The 25,791-nt window shown below is 35.8% G+C and carries 17 protein-coding genes; 11 read left to right on the forward strand and 6 right to left on the reverse strand.

Annotation, left to right across the window (positions count from 1 at the left end; all coding sequences use genetic code 11):
- Nucleotides 1–27 precede the first annotated feature (27 nt).
- Entirely contained in the window at nucleotides 28–243 is a 216-nt protein-coding gene (locus B2145_RS09605; RefSeq protein WP_291101594.1) for a hypothetical protein, read from the forward strand.
- A complete protein-coding gene (locus tag B2145_RS09610) occupies nucleotides 233–409 on the forward strand; it encodes a hypothetical protein (RefSeq protein ID WP_291101549.1) in 177 nt (58 codons plus the stop codon). The genes B2145_RS09605 and B2145_RS09610 overlap by 11 nt, the downstream gene beginning before the upstream one ends.
- A gap of 589 nt (nucleotides 410–998) precedes the next feature.
- Here B2145_RS09610 and B2145_RS09615 read toward each other — a convergent pair.
- The 3 genes from B2145_RS09615 to B2145_RS09625 form a co-directional block, all read right to left on the reverse strand.
- Entirely contained in the window at nucleotides 999–3,209 is a 2,211-nt protein-coding gene (locus tag B2145_RS09615; protein WP_291101552.1) for an AAA family ATPase, read from the reverse strand.
- A gap of 278 nt (nucleotides 3,210–3,487) precedes the next feature.
- On the reverse strand, nucleotides 3,488–3,667 hold the full coding sequence (locus tag B2145_RS09620; protein ID WP_291101555.1) for a hypothetical protein: 180 nt from the start codon (nucleotides 3,665–3,667) through the stop codon (nucleotides 3,488–3,490).
- Nucleotides 3,668–3,694: 27 nt separating this feature from the next.
- Nucleotides 3,695–4,117: a DUF6943 family protein gene (locus B2145_RS09625; RefSeq protein WP_291101558.1), complete on the reverse strand. Its 423-nt coding sequence runs from the start codon at nucleotides 4,115–4,117 to the stop codon at nucleotides 3,695–3,697.
- A 1,748-nt stretch (nucleotides 4,118–5,865) separates the two neighbouring features.
- Here B2145_RS09625 and B2145_RS09630 point away from each other — a divergent pair.
- Nucleotides 5,866–8,916 carry a SusC/RagA family TonB-linked outer membrane protein gene (locus B2145_RS09630; RefSeq protein WP_291101561.1) on the forward strand — a complete coding sequence of 1,017 codons (3,051 nt, stop codon included), beginning with the start codon at nucleotides 5,866–5,868 and terminating at the stop codon, nucleotides 8,914–8,916.
- 32 nt (nucleotides 8,917–8,948) lie between these two features.
- Nucleotides 8,949–10,460 (forward strand): RagB/SusD family nutrient uptake outer membrane protein, encoded by a 1,512-nt coding sequence (locus B2145_RS09635; protein ID WP_291101563.1) that lies wholly within the window; start codon nucleotides 8,949–8,951, stop codon nucleotides 10,458–10,460.
- Nucleotides 10,461–11,116: 656 nt separating this feature from the next.
- Here the strand turns inward: B2145_RS09635 and B2145_RS09640 are convergent.
- A complete protein-coding gene (locus tag B2145_RS09640) occupies nucleotides 11,117–12,013 on the reverse strand; it encodes an AraC family transcriptional regulator (protein WP_291101565.1) in 897 nt (298 codons plus the stop codon).
- A 157-nt stretch (nucleotides 12,014–12,170) separates the two neighbouring features.
- Between B2145_RS09640 and B2145_RS09645 the strand changes: the two genes are divergently transcribed.
- From B2145_RS09645 to B2145_RS09670, 6 genes are all read left to right on the forward strand, one after another.
- Nucleotides 12,171–13,556: a sugar porter family MFS transporter gene (locus B2145_RS09645; RefSeq protein ID WP_291101568.1), complete on the forward strand. Its 1,386-nt coding sequence runs from the start codon at nucleotides 12,171–12,173 to the stop codon at nucleotides 13,554–13,556.
- 58 nt (nucleotides 13,557–13,614) lie between these two features.
- Nucleotides 13,615–16,455: a sugar-binding domain-containing protein gene (locus B2145_RS09650; protein ID WP_291101571.1), complete on the forward strand. Its 2,841-nt coding sequence runs from the start codon at nucleotides 13,615–13,617 to the stop codon at nucleotides 16,453–16,455.
- A gap of 19 nt (nucleotides 16,456–16,474) precedes the next feature.
- A complete protein-coding gene (locus tag B2145_RS09655) occupies nucleotides 16,475–19,750 on the forward strand; it encodes a DUF5107 domain-containing protein (RefSeq protein ID WP_291101574.1) in 3,276 nt (1,091 codons plus the stop codon).
- Between the two features lie 12 nt (nucleotides 19,751–19,762).
- The gene (locus B2145_RS09660; protein WP_291101576.1) at nucleotides 19,763–22,183 is read left to right on the forward strand and encodes a beta-galactosidase; all 2,421 of its coding nucleotides are present in this window, start codon (nucleotides 19,763–19,765) and stop codon (nucleotides 22,181–22,183) included.
- A gap of 64 nt (nucleotides 22,184–22,247) precedes the next feature.
- Nucleotides 22,248–23,330 (forward strand): aldose epimerase family protein, encoded by a 1,083-nt coding sequence (locus tag B2145_RS09665; protein WP_291101579.1) that lies wholly within the window; start codon nucleotides 22,248–22,250, stop codon nucleotides 23,328–23,330.
- Nucleotides 23,331–23,471: 141 nt separating this feature from the next.
- Complete coding sequence (locus B2145_RS09670) at nucleotides 23,472–23,609, forward strand: hypothetical protein (RefSeq protein ID WP_291101582.1); 138 nt, start codon at nucleotides 23,472–23,474, stop codon at nucleotides 23,607–23,609.
- Between the two features lie 94 nt (nucleotides 23,610–23,703).
- Here the strand turns inward: B2145_RS09670 and B2145_RS09675 are convergent, their stop codons facing one another.
- Together B2145_RS09675 and B2145_RS09680 are read right to left on the reverse strand one after the other, a co-directional pair.
- Entirely contained in the window at nucleotides 23,704–24,060 is a 357-nt protein-coding gene (locus B2145_RS09675) for a DUF6567 family protein (protein WP_291101585.1), read from the reverse strand.
- A 75-nt stretch (nucleotides 24,061–24,135) separates the two neighbouring features.
- Nucleotides 24,136–24,669, reverse strand: coding sequence for a hypothetical protein (locus tag B2145_RS09680; RefSeq protein WP_291101588.1), 534 nt, complete (start codon nucleotides 24,667–24,669; stop codon nucleotides 24,136–24,138).
- 98 nt (nucleotides 24,670–24,767) lie between these two features.
- Here B2145_RS09680 and B2145_RS09685 point away from each other — a divergent pair, with 98 nt between their 5' ends.
- Nucleotides 24,768–25,772: a helix-turn-helix transcriptional regulator gene (locus B2145_RS09685; protein WP_291101591.1), complete on the forward strand. Its 1,005-nt coding sequence runs from the start codon at nucleotides 24,768–24,770 to the stop codon at nucleotides 25,770–25,772.
- Nucleotides 25,773–25,791 lie beyond the last annotated feature (19 nt).

Consider the following 25,791-nt stretch of genomic DNA (forward strand, 5'->3'; position numbering starts at 1 on the left):
CGGGTTTTATTTGCATATCCAGAACGTATTAAAGCACCAAGCCCAAAGTTTTTCAAGATATTGAGAAGCATTGGTTTGGTTTTGTTGGCCATCAGTGGAACAGTAGTGGCGGCACCAATTGTTTTACCCGTAACCGTGGTAACTGTTGCCGGTTATATGGCAGTCGCAGGAGGAGTGATATCTGCGGTTAGTCAAATGACCGCTGTGGAGGAAAATCTAAATAAACCACGTGATGGAGACTAATATTTCCCTTCGAGCTGGAACCGCATCTGGAACATTTTTGAGCATTTTGCCCAATATTCTTTCGGAAGATATTGCAAAAACAATTATCTTAGCGGTCGTTGGAGCCACCGTAAGTTTTATGGTTTCGCTCCTATTAAAATGGTTGACAAAAACCAAAAATAAATAGTCTGGTTATGATTGGTAACCTTTTCCGGACTACCTAAGAAAGCCTGATCCGTATGAATCAGGCTTTTTTTGTTTTCGCGTTTTGGCTTTGTACTTGTTGGGAATTAAACAAGTATAAACTTTCAGTTAAGCACTGCCTTAAAGGATAAAAAACGATTTTAAATTTAGCAAAAACATAAATTTCGTAAAACCACAATTGTAGTATTTTTTTTATTTAGCCTGATTTATTGTTCTTTCAAGCCTCAATAATTCAGAATTTAAATTATTTATTTTAATTGTATTTATTATTTGTTTATCAAGGCAATGGATGCCATAATCTACTTCTTTTCTATTAAGGTCTAGGTTTTCCTGATTTAGTAGATAATCAATAAATATTTCAACAACTTTTTTTCTTTTCGACAAATCTCTATTTCCATTATAATCAGATTCAGGAAAATTTGAAGTTAATTCATCAAAATATTTTTCAATATATATAGGTGTAAGTAATTGGAACGATTTGTTGTCGCATTATTAAAAGGGCTTAATTATTTGTTTTTCAAATAATTATCTAAATTTATTTAAAAGTAAAATACGACATTATATCGTTTTTACTACTTATCTTGTAAAATCAAATCATAATAATAAAATTTTGTTATCAAGTTTTTAGTGTAATATACTCCTGATTGTGTAATACCAATTTCACTATTTTCATCTAGTGTAATTTCGGTTTCAATGTCAGACACAAAGTCATTTGTAAATATTAAGCTTGATGTATATAATAGATTTAATTCCTCAATAATTATTTCAGAAGTATAACCTGCACGGGTAAAATCATTAACTATGTTTTTAATTGAAATAAAATTATTCCTTTTTGAAACTCCTGTATTATTATCTATTATATATTCTAAAATTCTAATTTTGGTAAAATGATTACGATTACTTTTTGAAGGATAGAATATATTAAAAAGCGTACTTTTATTTGATTGATAATAGAAATTTGATTCAAGTGCAACAGATTTTACAAATTCCCAAATAGGTATTCCTCTTTTACCATCTTTTCCATATCCAAGTGACATATATAAATTTGATTTTGTATGACCAGACAAAAGAAAAAATTTGAATTTTTCTAAACCAATTCTAATATTTGGATATGAAGTTTCCTCTAAAAAAGAAAGAATTTCCGAGCTGCTTGAATCAAATAATGATTTTTGTAAATTTAAAAATAATTGACTTAAATTTCCTTCTGCAAATTCTACTTTGACGGTATCATTATCTAATCTTATTTTCTGAAATTTGAAATTAGATAAAACATATTTTATCCGTTTTCTAATAACTTCTCTATATGGCGGGGCCGTAATATGGAAAATAGTCGAATGATATGCGTCAAATGGTGGTTTATTTTTAAATTTATAAAAGTATCCTTCTCTTAAGCTTATTATTGTTAAAACTTTAAGATTTCTGTGCAATGAATGTCCTAGAATGAAAACTTCTTTTTGAATGTCTTCTTTTAACTGGTCAGCATTATCTATTACAATACAAAGTCTTTTGTGACATTGATGTACTAAATAATTTGATATTTTTGTAAGATGTAAGATAGGTTCTTCGGATTGTTTTTCTAAAAACTCGGATATTTTTTCATTTAATTTATCTTGATCGGTTATATGGGACCAGAACCCTGTAACCTTGTTTTCAATTTCTGATTTATAAATAATTTTTAAAACATTAAAATTATTTAATTTTAATGTTTTATGATTTTCATATAGTTGATTTAATAATTTTTGATAAATTAATTTTGTGTCTTCGATTGTGTTTTTTGTCTCATTTCTAAAATCTAAATATAGTATTGGTCTATTCTTTTTTGTTCCTTTATCTAATTTTACTTCAATGAAATATTTAATAAAAGTTGATTTTCCAGCTCCTGTTCCTCCTATAATTATTATTGGATCTGGAAGTTTATTTGTTGTTCCAACAATTTCTTTTGTTAATTGATCGTGTGTTTTATCAGTGTTTTGAACAGGATTAATTCTACAATCAAAAGTTGGTGGTTGGTCAGAAAATATTAAACCTAATTCAGAGTTATATTTTTTTATGTCTTCATTTTTAACATAACAATCTAGTAATATTTTCTCATCTTTTAAGTTTTCAAGATTATAGATTTCTTCAAAAACTTCTGTAATTATTGGTATTAATTCAGGACTAATTTTATTACGAATTAATTCATCATCTTTTTTTCCTATATTATTCGTCCTTACAATTGTTTGTCCTTTATTTGATTCTGTAGATAGCTTAAATCTTCCATAATGGCTTACAAATTCTTTTGAAATAGTTTCATAAAATTGGATAAAGTTTGTGTCAATCACATCTAAACTTTGATATATCAATACCTCATTTTCTTCCCAATCTGTACCATCTGTATTGTGAAATTTACCAATAATAAATTGATTCCCATTTGTTATGATACCATATAAAAGGCCACGTTGAAAAATGTAACTTCTTAATTGGTCTATTACCTCCTTGTTCGTTTTATATATAGTTTTTAACTTTACTTTTCTGTTTTTTTCGGGTAAATTAAATATGACAAGAGATTTTTTTGCTTCTACAACATATTTAAAAATTGATGTGCTAATTTCATAATCAAAATAGCCAACTTGAATATATCTTTCTCTTTCAATATCATCTTCTGTCCAGTTTAGAACTTCTTTGAAAATAATATCAATTATTTTACATCTTGTATCAGTTTCAGACATTGATACGGAAGATAATTTTTTTAATTCCTGTAATTTATTATTAAAAGTATTATAAGCTCTATCTAATCCAGTCATAAATTTTCAATTATATTTTTTTGGTTTCGTTCGGGCAAAATATCGCACAACTTGTATTAGATGTCTGAAAAAACATCCTAAACACATCCAAATAAAGTTTGCTTTGTCTGATATTTGTGAGATTTTTATTTATCAAATATAAATAATTATAATTTAAGTTTTACTTTTATTATTTATTGCAGTAATAGTATATTGATCATTTTATAAATTAAGTTGAAGTTTTAATGGAATTGGGTTTCCTGAAGTTCCAGCAACCTCAGCGCCTAGGCTTTTTTGTATTAGATTTCCGCGAAAATATTCAAGGTCACTTCTTCGATTACCACTTTCGAATTGGAGCAATACAATCCGTTGTATTTCGCACAGTCCATCGCTTTTGGTCTGCTGTCAAATATTCCGAAAAAGACTCTTGCTGTTTTGCTTTTCCAAATATCGGTTTGGTATAAAATGAACAGTTTCATAGTATTGATAATTTAGGTTAATAAATATTATTTTCTGCAGTAGCGGTTTAAAATGGCTCTACGCATTTCGTTGATAAGGTTGATGTTTTTATGCAATTGATCTTCTTTCTGTTCCAGCAATCTCAACGCCTGGACTTGTTTTTTGTGCAGCTCGTGTTCCTGCATCATTTCGTTGATCTTTGAGTCAAAATCTTTCTTGAAATCCTTGATTCGCAAGAATGGAATTACTGACCCGATTAAAAATTGGTGCCAAAAGTTGGATTTCCAAAGGCTATAAGCAAGCCAATACGCTGTTTCGGCATCCTTTTCGTCTGGGAATAGAATCACAAAACTGTTGACGAAAGGTTCTTTTTGGGGCTTGCCAGAGTTCATTCCTTTGTTGAGAATAAAGACTTGGTTTCCTTTGTAAACAGTGTCTTTTTGATGGGTTTTGATGATGAAATTTGGCATAGTTTCGGAATTTAAAAGTTGGTTTTTCTTCTATTTTCCATTTTTTGGAATACTGAATCTGTCGAAACCGCCTTTCCTAAAATATTTCAAAAAAGAAAAAAGAAAAAAAGAAAGTCATCTCACCAGTGGAGGTTTTTAAAAAATCTAGTTTTTTAGAAAAAATACTACCCGAACCGATTAATGTTGTGCAATGCCCATTTTAGATTGAGGGTGGATATTTTTTCTAAAACCCGGAGGGCTTGAACTTGTATTTTTTATAAAACCGGAACTTACCTTTACTTTCTTTTTTTATTTTTTTTTTTAAAGATGAATATTGTTATTATCTCTTTTTCGGGAGAGTTCTTTTGTTTGCTTCGTTTCTCTCGCAAGGCAATCAAACACCCCCAAGCACCGCAGAAAATAATGATTGTAGCGATAGCGGAAATTATTATTTTTCGAGGAGCGCAGTGGCGGTGTTGCGGCAATCGAACAGCCACCATAGACACGGGAACGGAACGCAGTACCGTTTTTTCGGTACGGAGTATAGAGAAGTGGATATGAGCGTGAAACGGCGGGGAAAAAATATAAGTCAGCCTTTGGCGTACCTTGATTTAGGGCAAAGCGACCGAATTAATTATGAATTGGGAATTATGAATTATGAATTTTTGGAAATATTGTAAAGCATAGAAATAAGGGAGCGGAGCCAAACCCCGATGGCTGGGCGAAAGAGCAACCGCTGAAAATATATGGGGCGGCAGACATAATACGGCTGGAATGTAGTGGAGCGTAGCCTGCGAAGTGAAACGGAATGAAGCGGTATTATGGATGCAGTAGCCCCACCGAACGGAGGAAGAGAGCGTGTGAAGATGAGGAACGAGCAGCCGAAAAAATAAGGCTGTCCCGCCTTTTGCTGGGCTGCCTTATTTTTTTTTGGCTGCGAAGTGTCTGTGGAACGGAGGAAGAAGGCTTTTTCTGCCGACGACCGACTGGAACAGCCGAACGGAACAAAGGGAACGACCGCAGAGAGACCGACTGATTGCCCGTGATGTTTATAACGGAGGTGTTTTGGGATTTATTTATTATTTGGTGCAGTACTTTTCTTTATTGGTTATACTGCCAAATTATGCAAAGAAGCTTTGGGTAAAAATTTACTCACGGCGTATTTATTTGTTTTTTTTCGAAAATGGAAACTTGCTTTGGGGTAAAAACCCTATATCTGTTATGTGTTGCAATGATCCCAAGTCGGTATTTTTGTATTCATCAACAATGGGAGTAGGTAAACTATAGCGCGTTCCCCGTAAATCCGCTTTTTATTCGTGCCATAATTGTGATTCATTTTTAATTATGTTCAAAAAAAGTAGTTTTTTTTTATCGTTAGTATAAAAAATAATAATATAATCCATATATATAGTAATATGTTCTATTAGAATGACTCAAGAAATGACTTTAATTTGTAAATCAAAATCATAATTCTATATGAATGAAGAAAAGCAATTACACTTAATACAACTGCCCCAAAATATTCTTAGTTTGGGTAGATCTCATGACCTTAATTGCTTATTTAATTTAAGTTTAAAATAAAATTAAAACCTCTTTTTTAATCGATTTTTTTTAATAAAATTTCGGTAAAAAATGAAACACTGAATATTAATCACTTAACTCTAATTCATTATGAAAGATTCATAAAACTCTAATAGTCAACCGATAAAAACAGGACAACATATCCTGATATTTTAAATAGATTTGAACATTAACTAAACTATATTTATATGAAAAACCAAATTAATCTTTTAATGAGTTTAATCATGTGTACTTTAATGTATGCCTCTGGTTATGCCCAACAAAAAACAGTTACGGGGATAGTTACCGATCCCTCCAATTTGCCTGTACCAGGAGTTAACGTACTTATAAAAGGAACCCAGAAAGGGGTCAGTACAGATTTTAACGGAAAATACGGTATATCCGTATCTCCGGGAGAAACCTTAGTGTTTTCCTATTTAGGATTTAAAACGAAAGAAATTAAAATAGGAAATGTCAATTCCTATAATGTTACTTTTGAATTCGAAAATGCAACTTTGGATGAAGTTGTTGTTGTAGGTTATGGTACTGTAAAGAAGAAAGACCTTACTGGTGCAATAGGTCATGTTAAAGGATCTGAACTTAAGCAACAGGGTGTTAGCGATGTTACCAAGACATTGCAAGGCAGGGTGGCTGGTGTAACGGTAGAGTCATCCGGAGGTAATCCCGGTGCCGGAACCAGGATACTTATTCGTGGAGTAAGTTCGCTAAACAATTCTACCCCGCTTTATATTGTAGATGGTGTTCAGGTAAGCAGTATCAGCAATTTAAACTCAAACGATATCGAATCTATAGACATATTAAAAGACGCGTCTGCTGCTGCCATTTATGGTTCCAGAGCCGCAAATGGTGTGGTACTGGTGACTACAAAGTCTGGTAAGGCAGGCGAAGCCGTATTCAATTTTAGTTCGAATATGGGTGTGCAAAGGCTTGTTAAAAAGTTAGATGTCCTAAATGCAGAACAATGGGCCAATGTTAGCAACGCTGCCCAGGATGCTGCAGGTTTTCCTCGATTAGATATTGCAGCTAATGCTCAATCTTTGGGTAAAGGCTCTGATTACCAAGATGCAATTTACAGGGACGCAATGATCAGACAATATGACATGAGCGTTAGCGGAGGCAGCGAAACGGGAAAGTATAGTGTTTCAGGAGGTTATGTAACCCAAGATGGGATCGTAGAAACAACAGACTTTAACCGTTACAATATAAGGGTAAAATCAGAAACCAAAAAAGGGATTTTTAAATTTGGTGAAACTGTATTCCTGTCCCGCGATAAACAAACGCAAATGGCAGGCGGTTGGGGCGGACAGGGAGGTAACCCCGTAGGTTCTGCTGCGAAAATGATCCCTCTGTTTGATATTTATAATCCTGATGCCGTGGGAGGATATGGTGGTGCTTATGGTCCGGTAGTAAATGTGGCCAATCCGCTTGCACAGTTAAATCTTGAGCATGTTACTTATGAATCAACAAATATTCTCGTAAATGCTTTTGCAGAAGCCAGCATTTTACCCTCTTTAAAATACAAGTTTAACCTTGGTTACACCAACAATTTTGGTACAGCAAGGGATTACATTGAAAGATATAAAGTTGGGTCTTTATTTACACACCCTACAAACGATCTTGCTGAATCTAAAAATCAAACTGTAATGGTACTGTTAGAAAACACATTAAACTATACCAAAGATTTTGGCAAGCATAGTATTCAGGCCTTAGGAGGATATACGTATCAAACTAGTAAATATAATTACTTATCTGCCCGTAAAACAAATTTGCCTGATGGTATCCAATCCATTGATGCCGGGGCAGGGGTTGCTAATGTTGGCGGTAATTCAACCCAGAGCGCACTTGTATCTGTTTTAGGCCGTCTTAATTATTCTTATGATAGCCGCTATCTATTATCTGCAAGTATCAGGCGTGATGGTTCTTCACGCTTTGGTAGTGCAAACCGTTACGGAACCTTTCCTTCAGTTGCTTTGGGCTGGAATATTTCTAATGAAAAGTTTTTTGAAAAAATGGCAAAATCAGTCCAGACATTAAAGCTTAGGGTTACCTATGGCGTTCTTGGAAATCAGGAAATCGGTGATTATCAATACAGTGCAAACATAGCTTCAAATATCAATTATACCATAGGTGATGGGCAAACTAAATGGTTTGGCGCCACCCAAACAGCTTTTACATCGCCTAATATTAAATGGGAAAGTACTGAGACAGCAAATTTAGGGCTAGATTTTGGATTTTTTAATAACAGCCTGACAGGTAGTGTTGACTATTTTTATAAGAAAACCACCGATATATTACTAAATGTTCCAATACCAGGTTCTACAGGATCAAGTATAAATCCTGTAGTTAATGCAGGAACATTACTAAATCATGGTGTAGAATTAGGCCTTAATTATGCAGGGAACGCTGGCAAGTTAACTTATAATGTATATGGAACATTAACTTCCATTAAAAATAAAGTCGAGGCATTAGGTACAGGCTCGCAGCAAATCTTTGGAGGCCAACCAACGCACCATGGAGCTACTACTACCATTACAGAAGCTGGTGGGCCCGTATCTTCATTTTACCTTATTAAAGATATTGGCATATTCCAGTCGCAGGCGGAAATTAACAGTTATGTAGGGACTAACGGACAACCAATACAGCCTACTGCACGTCCTGGAGATATTAAATTTTTTGATAAAAACGGAGATAGTATCATTAATGATAATGACAAAGTTTACAGCGGCAGTCCCTTTCCTAAATTTGAATATGGTTTTGGTGCAAATTCAGCCTATGAGAATTTTGACATAAATGTATTTTTCCAAGGAACAAGCGGTAATAAAATTTATAACGGTTTACGCCAGGATCTGGAAAGCACCAACCTTATTTTTAATTACTCAACAGCAGTATTAAATGCTTGGACTCCTGAAAATACCAACACTGATATTCCACGTCTTATAGCGAGCGACCCTAACGTTAATAATAGAACTTCAACTAGGTTTTTAGAAAACGGCTCTTATTTCCGAATTAAAACCCTTCAGTTAGGTTACACATTACCAAAAAGTATAAATTCTAAAATTGGTATCTCATCATTGCGTGTCTATGTGAGTGCAGATAATCTTGCTACTTTTACTAAATATACAGGCTATAACCCCGATCTTGGCAGGACTGGATCTATATTTGACCGTGGTGTTGATTTTGGCCACGTAGCATATCCACTGGCCAGAACCATATCTGCCGGTTTACAGTTATCTTTTTAATCAATACAATCATAATTCTAAATTCTCAAAATATGAAAAAGATTTATATGTTAATAGTACTCATGATCGTGTGTATATCATGCGATAAAGGGGTATTAGAATTAACAAATCCAAATGGTATAACTACAGATACGTATTGGAAAACAGAAGGCGATGTTAATCAAGCATTTGCTGCCACTTATGGCATATTTAAAAACACTGATGGTGGTTATTGGGCTGTAAGAGGTATAGAACTAACTAATGGACGTGGAGATGATTTTTATATACGAAATGATGTAGCAAGTTTATTTCAACTTTCGATCTTCACAAATACTTCAGACAATGGTACCGTAAATGGTATTTGGAATGCAGCCTATCGTGCAATTTTCAGGTCTAATCAATTAATAGAGAACATACCAAATGTACCTGGCTTAACTGACGAAAAAAAAACTATGTATATAGCCGAAGCTAAATTTTTAAGGGCTATAAATTATTTTAACCTTGTTATAAATTTTGGCGATGTACCGTTAGTTCTTCATGTGCCTGTTGATAAGAGCGAATATTATACAGCTAAATCACCTGCTGCAGACGTATGGGATCAGGTTAAACAGGATTTTACAGATGCTGCAGCAGGCTTGCCTGTTAAATGGCCATCTGAGTGGACAGGGCGTGCTACAAAAGGAGCTGCCTTAGGATACCTTGGTAAATCTTACGTTTATACTAATGATTGGAGTAATGCACAAACAACTTTACAACGATTAACAGTAGCGCCGTTTAGTTATGCCCTGATGGCTAACTATGGGGATAATTTCCTGCAAACAACTGAAAATAATGTAGAATCAGTATTTGAAATTCAACTGGCTGATGTGGGAGGTACAAACCCCTGGGCGGGTGAAAATGCGTCTGAATCACTTGGATCTACAACTGCGGAGGAATTTGCCCCTAGCGAAGTATCAGGCTGGTTTGAAGTGAGCCCAACAGATAAGTTATTTAATACATTTAAGAAAGAACTTACCATTACAGGAGATTTTGACCCAAGGATGTATGCAACCCTTGTCTGGAATTATCCAGGATCTACATTTTATAATAAGCCATTTAGCGACTTTAAATTACTTTTTGGATACTCTTCCCTATGGAAAAAATATCAAAATTATACTCAGTCTAACGAATTAGTTGGCGCAAGCGGTGCAGTTGATTATACATCAAGCAATAATGAAAGGGCTATGCGTTATGACGATGTTTTACTAATGCTAGCAGAATCCATAACTCAGCAGGGAGATGCAGCCAACGCCTACCAGTATGTAAATATGATAAGAGAAAGAGCTCATTTGTCAGCTCTTCCCACAGGATATTCAAAAGACCAGATGATGGCAGAGATCAGGCACCAGCGAATGATCGAATTTGCACGTGAAGGATTTAGGTTTTATGACCTTAGACGATGGGGATTACTGGCAACCGAATTGAAAAATAGTGATAAGCAGGGAGCATCAAATTTTAGCAGCAATATGCACGAATACTTCCCTACTCCTCAAGCGGAAGTAAATAGTAACCCTAATATTCATTAGTAGATCTCCTTTTTTCTATACTGAGGTCGGATTATATGATAAAAGATAAGAAAATAATTTTGGTTGGTTTGGTTTTTCACCTGTTTGTAGAAATTATTTTCTGCAAGCAGGCTGAAAAATTTAAGTTTAATACAGCTATAATACAGCCATCGCATTGGAGTATATGCCATGGATAGCTATTGATGGCTGCAGAAAAGCAGTCAATGTAAAATCCTGATTATTAATTTAATCTTTTTGCATCAGAATAAATCAAGAAGCCGTCTCAAAACATAATTTGAGGTGGTTTTTTTTATTTCAGTTTATTTGGTGGGATTCTTTATTTTGCTAAAAAAAATCTAAAAACTTTCCTTAAGCGGCAATTTTCTTTCTTAAGTTGTGACCTAAAGCCATTAATCAGAACTCTAATTCTACTTTTTCAAGTCTTTTTAAGGAAAATTGTCTAAAATTGTTATTGAGTTTGAGTTGAGCAAATACAGGTTCTACATCGGTTGTGCATTGTTTTTTTGGATTTCTGTTTCACTTAGTGTATTTTGAGCATTAATAAAATGTCCGTCCAGAAATAGCCATTACAAAAATTATCGGTAGGGAAGAAAATGCAAAAAAACAAAACCAGAAGGACTTGTCAAAATAAATAATTTTGGTTTTTTAGTTTGAATTTATCCTTTTTTCTTCTTGCGATATTCACTAGGAGAACTCCCCATGGTCTTGGTAAATATTCGGCTAAAATATAATGGATCATCAAATCCGACCAACATGCTTATTTGGTTGATTTTCATATCCGAAAAGTCGAGTTGATGACAGGCTTCCTGAATTTTTAGATGAATGAAGTAATTTAGAGGGGAATATCCTGTTTTGCGTTGAAACAAGCCCGAGAAATAGGAAGGGGAAAATCCGACATAATGGGCTATTTCTTTCAGGGCAATTCGTTTTCTTACGTTTTCGCGCATAAAATGAATAGCATCTTCGACTATGTCGCTTTGTTGAAGGTTCTGATTGAGATTATTGCATGCATGAAAGGCACCCACATACTTCAATGATCCCAGGAAATAAAACAATGAAGTGACGCTGAAATCTAGATTATTTTTACTGTATCCTTTTTTGAGAGTTGAAAAAATTTCTTCAAACAACTTAAACCGGTCTTCAATCCTAGAGTCTTTTTTAGGTAAAATCAGTAATGGTTTATCAAAGCCTTCTGCAAAGAAGCCTGCTTTTTCGCCATCAAAATGAATCCAATAAATAGTCCATGGTTTTTTGCTTTTACTTCCGTAACTGTGGGTTTCAGCTTTTGGTAAAATGAAGACCTGATTGGCAAGTACCTTTTGAATTTGATTGTTTGTTTCAAACCAACCTTCACCCTCGACACAGTACATTAAAATATATTGGGATGCTTCTTCTTTTGTTCTTTTCCGAAAATGGAAACTTGCTTTGGGGTAAAACCCTATATCTGTGATGTACAGCAATGATCCCAAGTCGGTATTTTTGTATTCATCAACAATGGGAGTAGGTAAAACTATAGCGCGTTCCCCCGTAAATCCACTTTTTATTCGTGCCATAATTGTGATTCATTTTTAATTATGTTCAAAAATAGCAGTTTTTTTTTATTGTTAGTATAAAAAATAATAACATAATCCATATATATAATAATATATTCTATTAGAGTGATTCAAAAAATAACTTTAATTTGTAATGAAAAATTTTAATTTTATTTCAATGAAGAAATTCAACAATTCTTATTTATTGGCAATTTCCATGGTTTCTGCCATGGGCGGATTGCTTTTCGGTTATGACTGGGTGGTAATAGGTGGTGCAAAGCCCTTTTATGAACGTTTTTTCGATATCACTGCATCGGCAAATCTCCAAGCTTGGGCTATGAGCTGTGCCTTAGTTGGTTGTATTGTAGGGGCAGTTGTATCCGGTGTAATCAGTGATAAGTTTGGGCGAAAATGGCCGTTATTGTTTTCGGCGTTCTTGTTTACGGTTGCATCGTTAGGTACAGGATTAGCAACAACTTATGGTGTATTTGTTGTTTTTAGAATAATAGGAGGTGTGGGTATTGGACTTGCTTCAGCACTCTCGCCTATGTATATTGCCGAAGTGGCTCCATCCCATTTAAGAGGACGTTTTGTATCACTGAATCAAATGACCCTTGTTATAGGTATCCTTGCAGCACAGATTGTCAATCTTATGATTGCCGAGAAAGTTCCAGCTGGAGTAACCGATGAGTTTATTCGCACTTCATGGAATGGGCAAATGGGCTGGCGCTGGATGTTTTTTGCGTGTGCAGTTCCTTCTGTAGTTTTTTTCCTGTTGGTGTTTACGCTTCCTGAAAGTCCTCGTTGGTTGATGAAAGCAGGTAAACAAGATAAAGCGTTCCCCACATTGAATAAAATTGGCGGTGAAGAATATGCTCAAAACGAAATGAAAAATATACAAGCAACATTGAATGACGTTTCTGAAAAAGTTAATTACAAATCTTTGATTAATCCAAAATACCGAACGGTATTAATTATTGGTGTTGTGTTGGCCGTTTTCCAGCAATGGTGTGGTATCAATATCGTTTTTAATTATGCAGATGAGATATTCAAGGCGGCTGGATATGGCGTTAGTGATATGTTATTTAATATTGTAATTACAGGAAGTGTCAACTTGGTATTTACTTTGGTAGCCATATTTACCGTAGACAAATGGGGACGTAAAAAGTTAATGCTTTTTGGATCTGCTGGACTTGCTATTACCTATATTCTTCTTGGAAGTGCCTTTTATTTTCAACTAAAAGGAATAGCTGTATTAACTATGGTTGTAATGGGTATTGGGGTTTACGCCATGTCGCTGGCACCTATTACTTGGGTTATATTATCCGAGATATTTCCAAACAGAATTCGGGGAGCTGCCATGGCGTTGTCCACTTTTGCTTTATGGATTGCGTGCTTTATTCTTACCTATACTTTTCCTCTTTTAAATAAAGGATTTGGAGCGTCCGGAACATTCTGGCTCTATGCAGTAATATGCCTGTTCGGATTTTTATTTATTCTAAAAAAATTACCTGAAACAAAAGGTAAAAGCTTGGAAGAGATTGAAAATGAATTGGTAAAGTAATATTATTTGATAGACAAGAATAAATTCTATAAAATATAAATGAAAAAAAATGAAAAAAATGAAAAAAATGAAAAGCAGCATTGTTTTATTACTGTTAGTATTGGTTTTAATACCAATAAATACGCTACACGCACAATCAAGAATTAGTTTGGCAGGTGAATGGAAATTTGCTACTGATTCTAATGACAAAGGCATTTCGGAACATTGGTTTACAAAAACATTATCAGAAACAATTCAATTACCAGGTTCAATGTCTACTAATGATAAGGGGGATGATATAACTGTAAATACTAAATTTACAGGACAAATTGTTGATAGCTCATTTTACAAGAAACCTGAATACGCAAAATATAGAGTTGCCGGAAACATTAAGATACCTTTTTGGTTACAATCTGTAAAGTATTACGTCGGAGCTGCATGGTATCAAAAAGAAGTGATAATACCCGATAACTGGAAAAATCAAAACATCGAACTTTTTCTGGAACGTTGTCATTGGGAAACCCGTCTTTGGATTGACAACAAAGAAATCGGTATGCGTAATTCATTGGGTACACCACACATTTACAAACTATCTGACGCACTTACTCCTGGAAAACACCTCATAACGATTTGTGTGGATAACCGTACAAAATCCATTGATCCGGGAGTGAATTCGCATAGTATTTCGGATCATACTCAAACCAATTGGAACGGTATGGTGGGCAAGCTTTTTCTGGAAGCAAAACCTTTGATTTCAATTAAGAATATCCAGCTATTTCCTGATATTCAGAAGAAAATAATAATAGCTAAGATAAAGTTCGAAAATTTGGCAAAAAGTGAACAAAAGACAACTATTACTTTGACTGCATCAGGAATAACAGAAGTTCTGTCGAAGAACTTGAAAGTGACTGTTGCTGCCGGTTTGGATTCGCTGGTTGTAGAATATCCAATGGGGGACAATGTGAAATTATGGAGTGAATTTCACCCCAATATCTACACTTTAAAAGCTAAGCTTACGGCTAAAAAATCGATAATCACGTACGAAACAACTTTCGGAATGCGTGAAATAAAAGCTGTTGGCAAACAACTTCTGATGAACGGCAAGCCACTCTTTTTGCGTGGAACACTGGAATGTGCCATTTTCCCCAAAACAGGTTTTCCACCGACTGATAAAGCTGAATGGCTTCGTGTTTTCAGTATAGCTCGAGCGCACGGATTGAATCATTTTCGCTTCCATTCATGGTGTCCTCCAGAAGCTGCATTTGAGGCAGCGGATCAAACAGGGTTTTATCTTCAGGTTGAATGTTCATCATGGGCGAACCAGTCAACAACCATTGGAGACGGAAAACCTTTCGATAACTACTTGTATGACGAAAGCCTGCGAATGGTTGAAGCATATGGAAACCATCCTTCATTTTGCATGATGGTTTATGGTAACGAACCTGGCGGATCCAATCAGAATAAGTTTTTATCGTCCTTTGTCAGTTTCTGGAAGAAACGAGATTCCCGACGGATTTATACTTCTGGCGCAGGATGGCCAAATTTACCTGTAAACGATTACCTGAGCGATGCACAACCGCGCATTCAGCATTGGGAACAAGGCTTGGGTAGTATCATCAATGCCAAAGCTCCATCAACTGATTTTGATTGGTCGGATTACACCAATCAATTCACTCAGCCCATGGTTAGTCACGAAATCGGGCAATGGTGTGTGTATCCGAACTTCAAGGAAATTGCCAAATATACAGGAGTTGTGCGAGCTAAAAACTTTGAAATATTTCAGGAAACATTAAAAGAGCATGGGATGGAACAACTTGCAGATAGTTTTTTGCTTGCTTCCGGAAAATTACAGGCTTTGTGTTACAAAGCAGATATTGAGGCTGCATTACGCACGAAGGACTTCGGTGGTTTTCAGTTACTCGATCTTCATGATTTCCCTGGGCAGGGAACTGCATTAGTGGGGGTTCTTGACTCTTTTTGGGATGAAAAAGGATATATTTCACCTGAGGAATACAGTAGATTTTGTAACTCTACTGTACCGTTGGTTCGTTTAGAAAAACGTATATATACTAATATTGATACAATTTCAGCAACCGTTGAAGTTGCTCACTATGGAGATCAGCCAATGAAAGGAGTTGTTCCTAGTTGGAAAATCAACAATACTGCCGGACAAACAGTTTTATCTGGCAACCTTCCTGAAACAACTATTGAATTAGGTAATTGTATCCCTTTGGGTAAAATTTCAGTTCCTCTTTCTGCTATAAAGAGTCCAGAAAAACTTATTCTAGAAGTTTCAGTGGGTTCTTTTTCCAATAGCTGGGATATTTGGGTTTATCCGGCAAAAAAAGAAGTCATTAAAGATTCGGAAAAAATAAAGGTAGTTTCGTCACTTGATTCGTTGACTCAAAAGTACCTCGAAAAAGGAGGATCAGTGTTATTAACTCTAAAAAAAGGAGAATTGAAACCTGAATATGGCGGGGAAATAGGAATCGGTTTTTCGAGTATTTTTTGGAACACGGCCTGGACAAAAGGACAAAAACCTCATACACTAGGTATTTTATGTAATCCAAAAGACAAAGCTTTAGCTTCATTTCCTACAGAATATTATAGTAACTGGCAGTGGTGGGATGCTATGAGTCATTCCAATGCAATTATGCTTGAATCAATTTCGTCAGAAATAAAACCAATAGTTCGAGTAATTGACGATTGGGTTACAAACCGTTCATTGGCTCTATTATTTGAAGTAAAAGTGGGAAAAGGAAAGTTACTTGTATCTGGAATTGATTTCAATCAGGATATGGAAAAACGTCCGGAAGCACAACAACTGCTGTTTAGCTTGAAAAAGTATATGGCAAGTGAAGATTTCAATCCAGCAGTTGCCGTTGAGATAGAAACAATAAGAAAATTAAGTAATAAGTAATTGTAATAATATAGTAGATATGAGTGTTAAAGCTTGGCAAGAGGATGTAATGATTCCTACATACGAAATCGGAAAAGCAGAAAAAAATCCTATATTTCTTGAAAAAAGAGTATATCAAGGCAGTAGTGGTGTTGTATATCCTTATCCAGTTGTGGAAAAGATTGAAGATGAAAAACAGGATAAGATTTACAAAGCAGTTTATTTGGAGAATGAATATATTAAAGTAATGATCTTACCCGAGTTGGGCGGTCGGGTACAAATGGCTTATGACAAAATCAAGCAACGCCACTTTATTTATTATAATCAAGTGATTAAGCCTGCTTTGGTTGGACTTACCGGCCCATGGATTTCGGGGGGAATAGAGTTCAACTGGCCGCAACACCATCGTCCGAGTACCTTTCTGCCGGTGGATCACACTATAGAAGGTAGTGCCGATGGTAGCGTTACTGTTTGGGTGAGCGAAAACGAAAAAATGTTCCACCAGAAAGGTATGGCTGGATTTACATTACATCCTGGAAAAGCTTATCTAGAGATTAAAGGAAAACTGTATAATCCCACCCCTGTTCCGCAAACTTTTTTGTGGTGGGCAAATCCTGCCGTGGCGGTAAATGAGCATTATCAATCGGTTTTTCCACCAGATGTGCATGCCGTTTTTGATCATGGAAAAAGAGATGTATCTACATTCCCAATTGCAACTGGAACCTATTATAAAGTGGATTATTCTGCCGGTGTTGACATTTCAAATTATAAAAACATTCCCGTTCCTACTTCGTATATGGCCATTAACTCGGATTTTAACTTCGTGGGGGGTTACGAGAATGACACAAAGGCGGGAGTGCTACATGTGGCAAACCACCATATTTCGCCGGGAAAAAAACAATGGACCTGGGGTAATGGTGATTTTGGTAAAGCTTGGGACAGAAATCTAACGGACGAAGATGGTCCTTACATTGAATTGATGGCGGGAGTTTTTACCGACAACCAACCCGATTTCAGCTGGATGCAACCGTATGAAGAAAAAACATTTACACAATATTTTCTGCCGTATCGTGAACTAGGTGTAGTGAAAAATGCATCACAGGATTTGCTTTTAAACCTTGACAAAGAAGGAGATAAAGCCATTGTGAAGATTTTTGCAACATCTTTGCAGAAAAAGGCAAGAATAGTGTTGGAAGGATTTCTTGACGAAACTTTGAATTTGAGTCCTGAGCAGGTTTTTGAACGCGAAATTTGGGTCGGTGATGTTGCTGTCATCGATTTAAAATTAATAGTTTATTCCGAAAACGGACGAGAACTATTGAGCATCAAATCAGAAAAAAATGAGGCAAAACCAATCCCAGAACCTGCCAAAGCAGCCTTTTCTCCCGAAGGAACTCCAACTTGCGAGCAATTGTACCTTACCGGCTTGCATTTGGAACAATACCGTCATGCCACTTACATAGCCACCGATTATTACTTGGAAGCCTTGAAACGAGATGTTTCCGACGTGAGAAATAACAATGCTATGGGGCTTTGGTTATTTCGCCGTGGAAAATTTGCCGAATCGGAAAAGTATTTCCATACAGCAATCAGCACCCAATTGCAACGCAACCCAAATCCTTATGACGGAGAGCCACATTATAATCTTGGGCTTGCGCTGCAATACCAAGGCAAACATAAAGAAGCTTATGATGCATTTTACAAATCCTGCTGGAATGGCGCCATGCAGGATGCCAGATATTTTGGTTGTGCCCAGATTTCATGCATCAAAGATAATTTAACCGATGCGCTTGATGAAATTGATAAATCGTTGATACGCAATTGGCACAATCACAAAGCACGCACCTTGAAAGTGGTTATCTTGCGGAAATTAGGAAACGAAAAAGAAGCCTTGGCACTGATAGAAGATTCATTACAAATCGACTTATTCAATTTTGGATGTCGTTTCGAATACTTTCTGATATTAAATTCGGCTACTGTTTTGGAAAAACTACATACTCTTATGCGTGGCGAAATACATAATTACGAGGTCGTGGCACTGGATTATATTGCAGCCGGCATGTACGATGAAGCAGTTCTATTGCTGAAAGAGGGAATCAAAGTTTGTCCGACTACACCCATGACTTATTATTATATGGGTTGGGCGTTAAGTTTAGCCAACAAAGGGGCTAAAGCTGTTTTTAAAATAGCTGCTGCCCATGCACCGGAGTACTGTTTTCCAAATCGTCTGGAAGCAATTTCAGCCTTGGAGTGTGCACAAAAAGTAAATCCAAACGATTCAAAAGCACCTTATTATTTGGGGAATTTATGGTACGACAAGCGCCAGTACCCGGAAGCCATTGCCAGCTGGGAAAAGTCGGCAGAGATAAATGATAGTTTTCCAACAGTATTTAGAAATTTGTCTTTGGCCTATTTCAATAAATTACAACAGGAAGAAAAAGCGGTTCAATATCTCGAAAAAGCATTTTCTTTGGACACCAGTGATTCCCGTATCTTGATGGAGCTTGACCAATTGTACAAACGTCTTTGCAAACCCCATGAAGAACGATTGGCATTTTTGGAAAAATACTTCAATCTGGTGGAGCAACGCGATGATGTATATCTTGAATATGCTACCTTGTGCAACCAGCTTGGAAAGTACTCCAAAGCGATTGAATTAATTGACAATCGCATTTTCCATCCTTGGGAAGGTGGAGAAGGCAAAGTGCCAGCGCAATTTCAGTTGGCGAGAGTAGAGCTGGCAAAACAAATGTTGGCAAAAAAAGAATTTGAACAGGCCATAAAATTATTAAAAGAATGTCTGGAATACCCTCATAATCTGGGAGAAGGTAAACTTTCGGGAGCTCAGGAAAATGATTTTCACTACTGGTTAGGCTGTGCTTATGAAGGTTTGGAACAACCTGGTGAAACCATCAAATACTGGAAGTTGGCCAAAGAAGGGAATACAGAACCTGCGGCAGCTATTTTCTACAACGATCAGAAACCGGATAAAATATTCTACCAAGGATTGGCATTGTTCAAATTAGGGTTGCAAAATAAGGCCAATATTAGATTTGACAAACTGATTTCTTTTGGAGAAAAGCATTTGGATGACACCATAAAACTCGATTATTTTGCGGTTTCATTGCCCGATTTGTTAATTTGGGAAGATGACTTGACTTATCGTAACAAAATTCATTGTCATTATATACTAGGGCTGGGTAATTACGGATTGGGCGAAATGACTAAAGCAAAAACACATTTACTGGAAGCTGCAAAAATGGATGTAAATCATCAGGGAGTTCAAGTACATTTAGCAATGAAATCAATTATATAATAATTTACAAAAATGAGAAATACAAAATTTTATGCAATAATTTCAGTGTCGCTCTTTGTCGCATTTTCGTTATCTGCTCAAAAGAAGTATCAGCTTGATGTAACCAAAGTTCGCACCGATGTGATTCGTGGTCATCTCGATTTGGGTGGACATAGTGTGAAAGGTGATACTCTAGGCGTAAACAGTTTTTATCTTGAGCGAAATGGAAAACCCTTTATTCCTGTTATCGGTGAGTTCCACTTTAGTCGTTATCCACACCAATTTTGGGATGAGGAGCTAAAAAAAATGAAAGCCGGCGGTATTACAGTTGTTGCTACCTATGTGTTTTGGAACATGCACGAATTTAAAGAAGATAAATTCGATTGGTCTGGCGATTTGAATGTTCGCCAATTTACGGAACTTTGTGCCAAAAATGGACTTGATGTGTTAATGCGTGTCGGACCTTTCGATCATGGTGAAATTAGAAATGGAGGATTGCCTGATTGGTTGTATGGCAGACCTATCGATGTGCGCAGTAATGACCCTGCCTATTTGTTTTATGTAAATAGGCTGTATAAGGAAATTGGCAAACAACTAAACGGTTTGATGTTTAAAGAGGGTGGACCTATTATCGCAGTTCAGATCGAAAATGAGTATCAACATTCGGCAGCGCCTTGGGGATTCACTTATCAAGACGCTCCTCGTGAAATTACGGTAGCGCAACGTGACCGGAAGATTACTCAGATAGGTGTTGGGATAAATAATGTTGGAAATGAATTTACCGATGTTGGACTCGACCACATGAAAACACTCAAACAATTGGCTATCAAAGCAGGATTGATTGCACCTATCTACACAGCAACCGGTTGGGGATATGCCACCATCATTGAAAAAGGGTCTATTCCGGTCATGGCTGGTTATGCATTCCCGTTTTGGGAGTCCAGTATTAGGCCATCCCCGTTTTATTTGTTTAAAAACATTCATCAAAAACCCGATTACTCACCCGTGAGTTATGATGTAAATTTATATCCGTCGTTGGCTGCCGAATTAGGTACGGGAATGTCTGTTACTTACTCACGCCGCCCCCGGGTTCCGGGCGAAAGTTTTCTACCCATGATGGTGCGCACCGTGGGAAGCGGAACCAATGGTCTTGGTTTTTATATGTATCACGGTGGTACAACGCCTTCCGTTGGGAACTATTTTTTTTCAGAGGGTTTTGGCTTAAACAATAAATCCTATGATTATCAGGCTCCTATTGGTGAGTTTGGCAATGTGAGCAGCGGTTACTACTCATTAAAACCGATTAACTACTTCTTAAAATGCTATGGCAACGATTTAGCACCATTGTATCCAATTTTGCCATCGACCAACGATAGTATCAAAGCCACAAACACCAACACTTTACGTTATTCCGTAAGGAGCGATGGCAACAAGGGGTATTTGTTTATGCACAACTTTCAAGATCATATGGTAATGACTGACCTAGAGGGCTTGAAAATAAATGTCACTACTAAATCGGGAGTGGTAAGATTTCCAGAGACTGGAACTTTTACACTGAAAGCTGGGAGTTCAGCGATTTTTCCTTTTAATGTTAATTATGACGGGGTAGAGATTCATATGGCTACTGTTCAGCCATTTTGCCAATTTATCAACAAAGGCAAGCATTACAATGTGATGGTGTCGGTTGATGGCATTGCTCCCGAGATAGTGCTTAAAGGCAAGGTGAAGGTGAGTGGCACCGGAATTAAAACATCAATGAGAGATGGCAATACCGTGGTAGTTTGTACTGCTGGAAAATTCAATGATTTTCAGGTAAATGGTATTTCGTTTTTGATACTTCCGTACCATCAGGCACTCAATGCTTATCTGGTTGGAAATAATGATGCACATCTTGTTATAAGCAAGTCATTAGTACTTGAAGACGGACAGAAAATGTCGTTGGTAAGTGCTAAGGAATTAATAGAATTGGGTGTTTATCCTGCTGTTAGCAAGATTACAACTCCAGCAGGCACTGTTGCAAAAGTTCAGTCTTCCATAAAAAACATCAGTCAATGGAAGGTAAGCGTTCCCAAAATTGAACCAGTTATTCAGCTCATCAAAACTGACGACCGCCATTTTGTACTTAAAGCACAAATTGTAGACTGGACTAAGGTAAACGATATTTTTGTCACTTTTGATTATCGTGGTGACCGTGGAATATGCATGATGAACGGTGAACTGCAAACAGATAATCTATATACCAGTGTTCCTTGGACAGTTGGGTTGAAGCGATATGCTGAAGCATTAAAAAATAACGAAATGTATTTTTATTTTGTACCAATGGCCAAAGATGCTCCTTATTTAAGTTATCTGGATAAAGAAGTTATACCGGATTTTGGAAATAAAAATGAGTTTCTGGAAATAAAAACACCTGAAATTGTTACCGAATACAAGGTAAATGTTGAGTTTAAATAACCGTTGTTAAATAACCGAATGATTTGATCTATAGTATGACATTTAATTCTTAACCATTTTATTTATGGCAATATCTCCTTTATTTACTGACCTATCTAACCCTCAGCTTTCCATTCATAGTAAATTATGGGGAATAACCGATGGTAAGGATGTAAGGCTATATACCCTTACTAATTCAAAAGGAATGGTTGTTGAGATTACCAATTATGGAGGTATTGTTGTCAGTATTGTTGCACCGGACCGCAAGGGAAAATTCGAAAACGTTGTGTTAGGTTTTGATAACTTAATTCAATATGAGAAACAAAATTCTCCCTATATGGGTACAATTATTGGACGATATGCTAATCGCATATCAAAAGCTAAATTTGTACTTGATAATATCCAATATAATCTTGTTCCAAACGATCATCCAAACCATTCACACGGTGGTATTAAAGGCTTTAGTAAAGTGGTTTGGGATACCTCCGAAATAACCGGAGCAGATTCTGTGGGAGTAGCCCTTCAATATTCTAGTAAAGACATGGAAGAAGGGTATCCCGGAAATTTTATAGTCAAGATTACTTACGTGTTGAATAACGATAATGAGCTTAAGATATATTATGAAGCCAAAACGGATAAGCCTACTATTCTAAATTTGACCCATCATAGTTATTTTAACCTTGCAGCCAATAAAGAAAATATTCTGGGCCACGAGCTGACTATTTTTGCCGATTCCATTACACCAACGGATTCCTTATGGATTCCAACGGGAAAAATAGCTCCAGTTGCAGGCAGTGATTTTGATTTCACCCAACCACATCTGGTTGGTGAACGGATAAATAATCTTGCTCATGGATATAATATGAATTTTGTACTTCGTAAGAATTGCAAAAACGAGCCCTCTAAAGCTGCAGAAGTTTTCGATTCTACAACTGGTCGGTTTATGGAAGTTTATACTACCGAACCTGGTTTACAGCTTTATACTGGCGACTATTTGGATGGCTCTATCACGGGGAGTGGGAACATTGTTTTTGGAAAAAACATGGGTTTATGTCTGGAAGCCCAGCACTTTCCGGATTCGCCCAATAAATCTGATTTTCCATCAACCGTGCTAAGACCTGGAGAAACCTATACACAACTCACGATATATAAGTTGTCTACAAAATAAATAATGGGTTGGGAATCATTATGGATAAATAAATGCAGGTAGAAAGAAATGGTGTTATGTTGATTGTTAACAATGAATAGAATTAATTACCGAACACATAGATTAAGATCGGGTTATATTAACGATTAAAAGAATAAAGAAATGTACTTCCATTTTTTACCCATGTTCAAAGATGTACCTTATCTGGGTTATCTAAACAAAGATGTACTTCCTGATTTTGGTGACAAAAAAAGTTTTCTGGAAATTAAAAAACCTTTAATTTCGCTTAATACAAGGTAAATGTATTATTAAACAAGAAATTAAAAAATAAAAAAGCGAGAAATTAGAATTAAGATTCTGTTTCTCGCTTATAATTTCCCGATCAAATTGTCGCCTATTTAAATTCGACAATATCCGCGGTAACGGTGCATTTCACTTTTCCGAAGAGTCCTAAATAATAAGAAGATTTAAAATTTACCGTTAGGTTTGCAAATGTTTGATTGCTTTTTAAAGGATTATTTTCAAGCATTTTTTGTTTTGCGTTATCAACTAACGTTTCTTTTGCCAATCCACCAATGCCCAAAACATAGGTTGCAGTCGCTTCTCCATTAATATTTTGTTTCAGATAGGAGAAATTTGCTGAACTTAATGCAGCAGAATTCGTCATGTATCCCGAATGAGTTGCACCACAACTAGAAATAAATACTGTGATAATTAAAGCAATGGCTGTTCTTAGAATAATTTTTTTCATTTTTGTCAATTTATGTTTCCTACTCTTATGGATTTTCAGTTACTCCCCTTTTTTAGAGTGCTATTGGTCTCTTTTTTATTTAATAAATTTCGTTAGTTCTACTTTATTAAGCTCGTATTCCTCTTTTGTAATCAACCCTAAATCAAGCTTATCTTTGTCTTTTTTTAATTCTACCAATGCCTCGTCACTTGTCCTGTCAAATGATTTTACTTCCCTGTTTTCGATAGCATTTTCAATTTGAATGGAATAATTAGACAATCCTATAATTCCTTTGGTTCTAAAAGCGACAGAATATCCAGCTCTTTTGTTTCCGATAACGTATATTCTTTTAATTTCAGTTTCTTGACCACTGGCTTGTACTTGCAAAGGAGTAATGGGCAATAAAAGACCGTCTCCCTCTGTAATAAATGCAAATGTTTTATTTGAGGAGGGTACCCCAATTTTTATTCTATCTCCAATTTTATAAAGGGCACCATCTTTACTGATATAGGAAGTAAACTCACCTCTACTTGCCGTTCCTAAATCACTAAATTTAATTTCCTGACCCAATACATTTGCACTAAATGCAAAATTGATAAACACCGCGATAATCATGATTTTCTTGTACATACTATTTTCTTTTTAAATTAGATTACAAAACTATTTGCTATTGGTGCAGTCTATTTGCATCGTTTAGTTTTAAATTTACGGCATCAAAATTTTTAATTATGGCCATCAACAAAAATGCCCTTATCCGTTTTCACGCTTTAGACAGATGCTTTAGTAATTTCAACAAGAAATTTTATTTGGAAGATTTACTTGAATATTGTAATGAAGCTTTGCAGGAACTCAATCCTGATGGGGATGGTATCAAAAAACGACAACTTTTTGAAGACATTAAGTTTATGGAAAGTAATCAGGGTTGGTCTGTTCCACTAGATCGAATTAAAGAAGGCAGGAAAGTATATTATCGCTATGACACTTCCGATTTTTCTATCAATAAACAACCGATTAATGAATTGGAAGCCGAAAAATTGAAATCGGCTTTATTGGTTTTGTCCCGTTTTAAGGGAATGCCACAATTTGAATGGGTCAATGAATTGATTTTGAAACTGCAAGAAGCTTTCAAATTACAATCGCACGAAAGGGAAATTATTAGTTTTGATGCCAATGAATACCTGAAAAACATTCATTTTCTAGGTGATTTGTTCAATGCTATTTTGTACAAAAAAGTGTTGCGAGTTGCTTACCAAACTTTTAAAAGTGATGCCATCACTACTTTTGAAATTCATCCGTATTATTTAAAACAGTTTAACAACCGTTGGTTTTTGATTGGGAATAGACCGGAATTTGAGAATTTGACTAATTTGGCTTTGGATAGAATTGTTTCTTTTGAAGTCGTTAACACTAAATTTGAAAGCTCCGACATTGATTTTAATGAGTATTTTGATGATATCATTGGCGTTTCTATTCCTCCTGAATCTATAGTTTCAAAAATCACTTTGTTTGCTACTCCTAATTTAGCACCTTACATAATGACTAAACCGTTACATGGTTCACAGAAAAAAATTGCTAACAATGAAACTGGTTTTACTTTTTCAATTGAAGTAATTCCAAATCACGAATTGGAAAAATTAATTTTGTCTTTTGGTGAAGGTTTGATAGTGGTGGCTCCTGATTTTTTCAGGGATAAAATCAAGGAACGATTGCAAATGAGTTTAGGGAATTATTAAATAGGGTCTGCTGAGAAAC

It is taken from the genome of Flavobacterium sp. UBA5153 (assembly GCA_002413745.1).
Lineage (GTDB): Bacteria > Bacteroidota > Bacteroidia > Flavobacteriales > Flavobacteriaceae > Flavobacterium.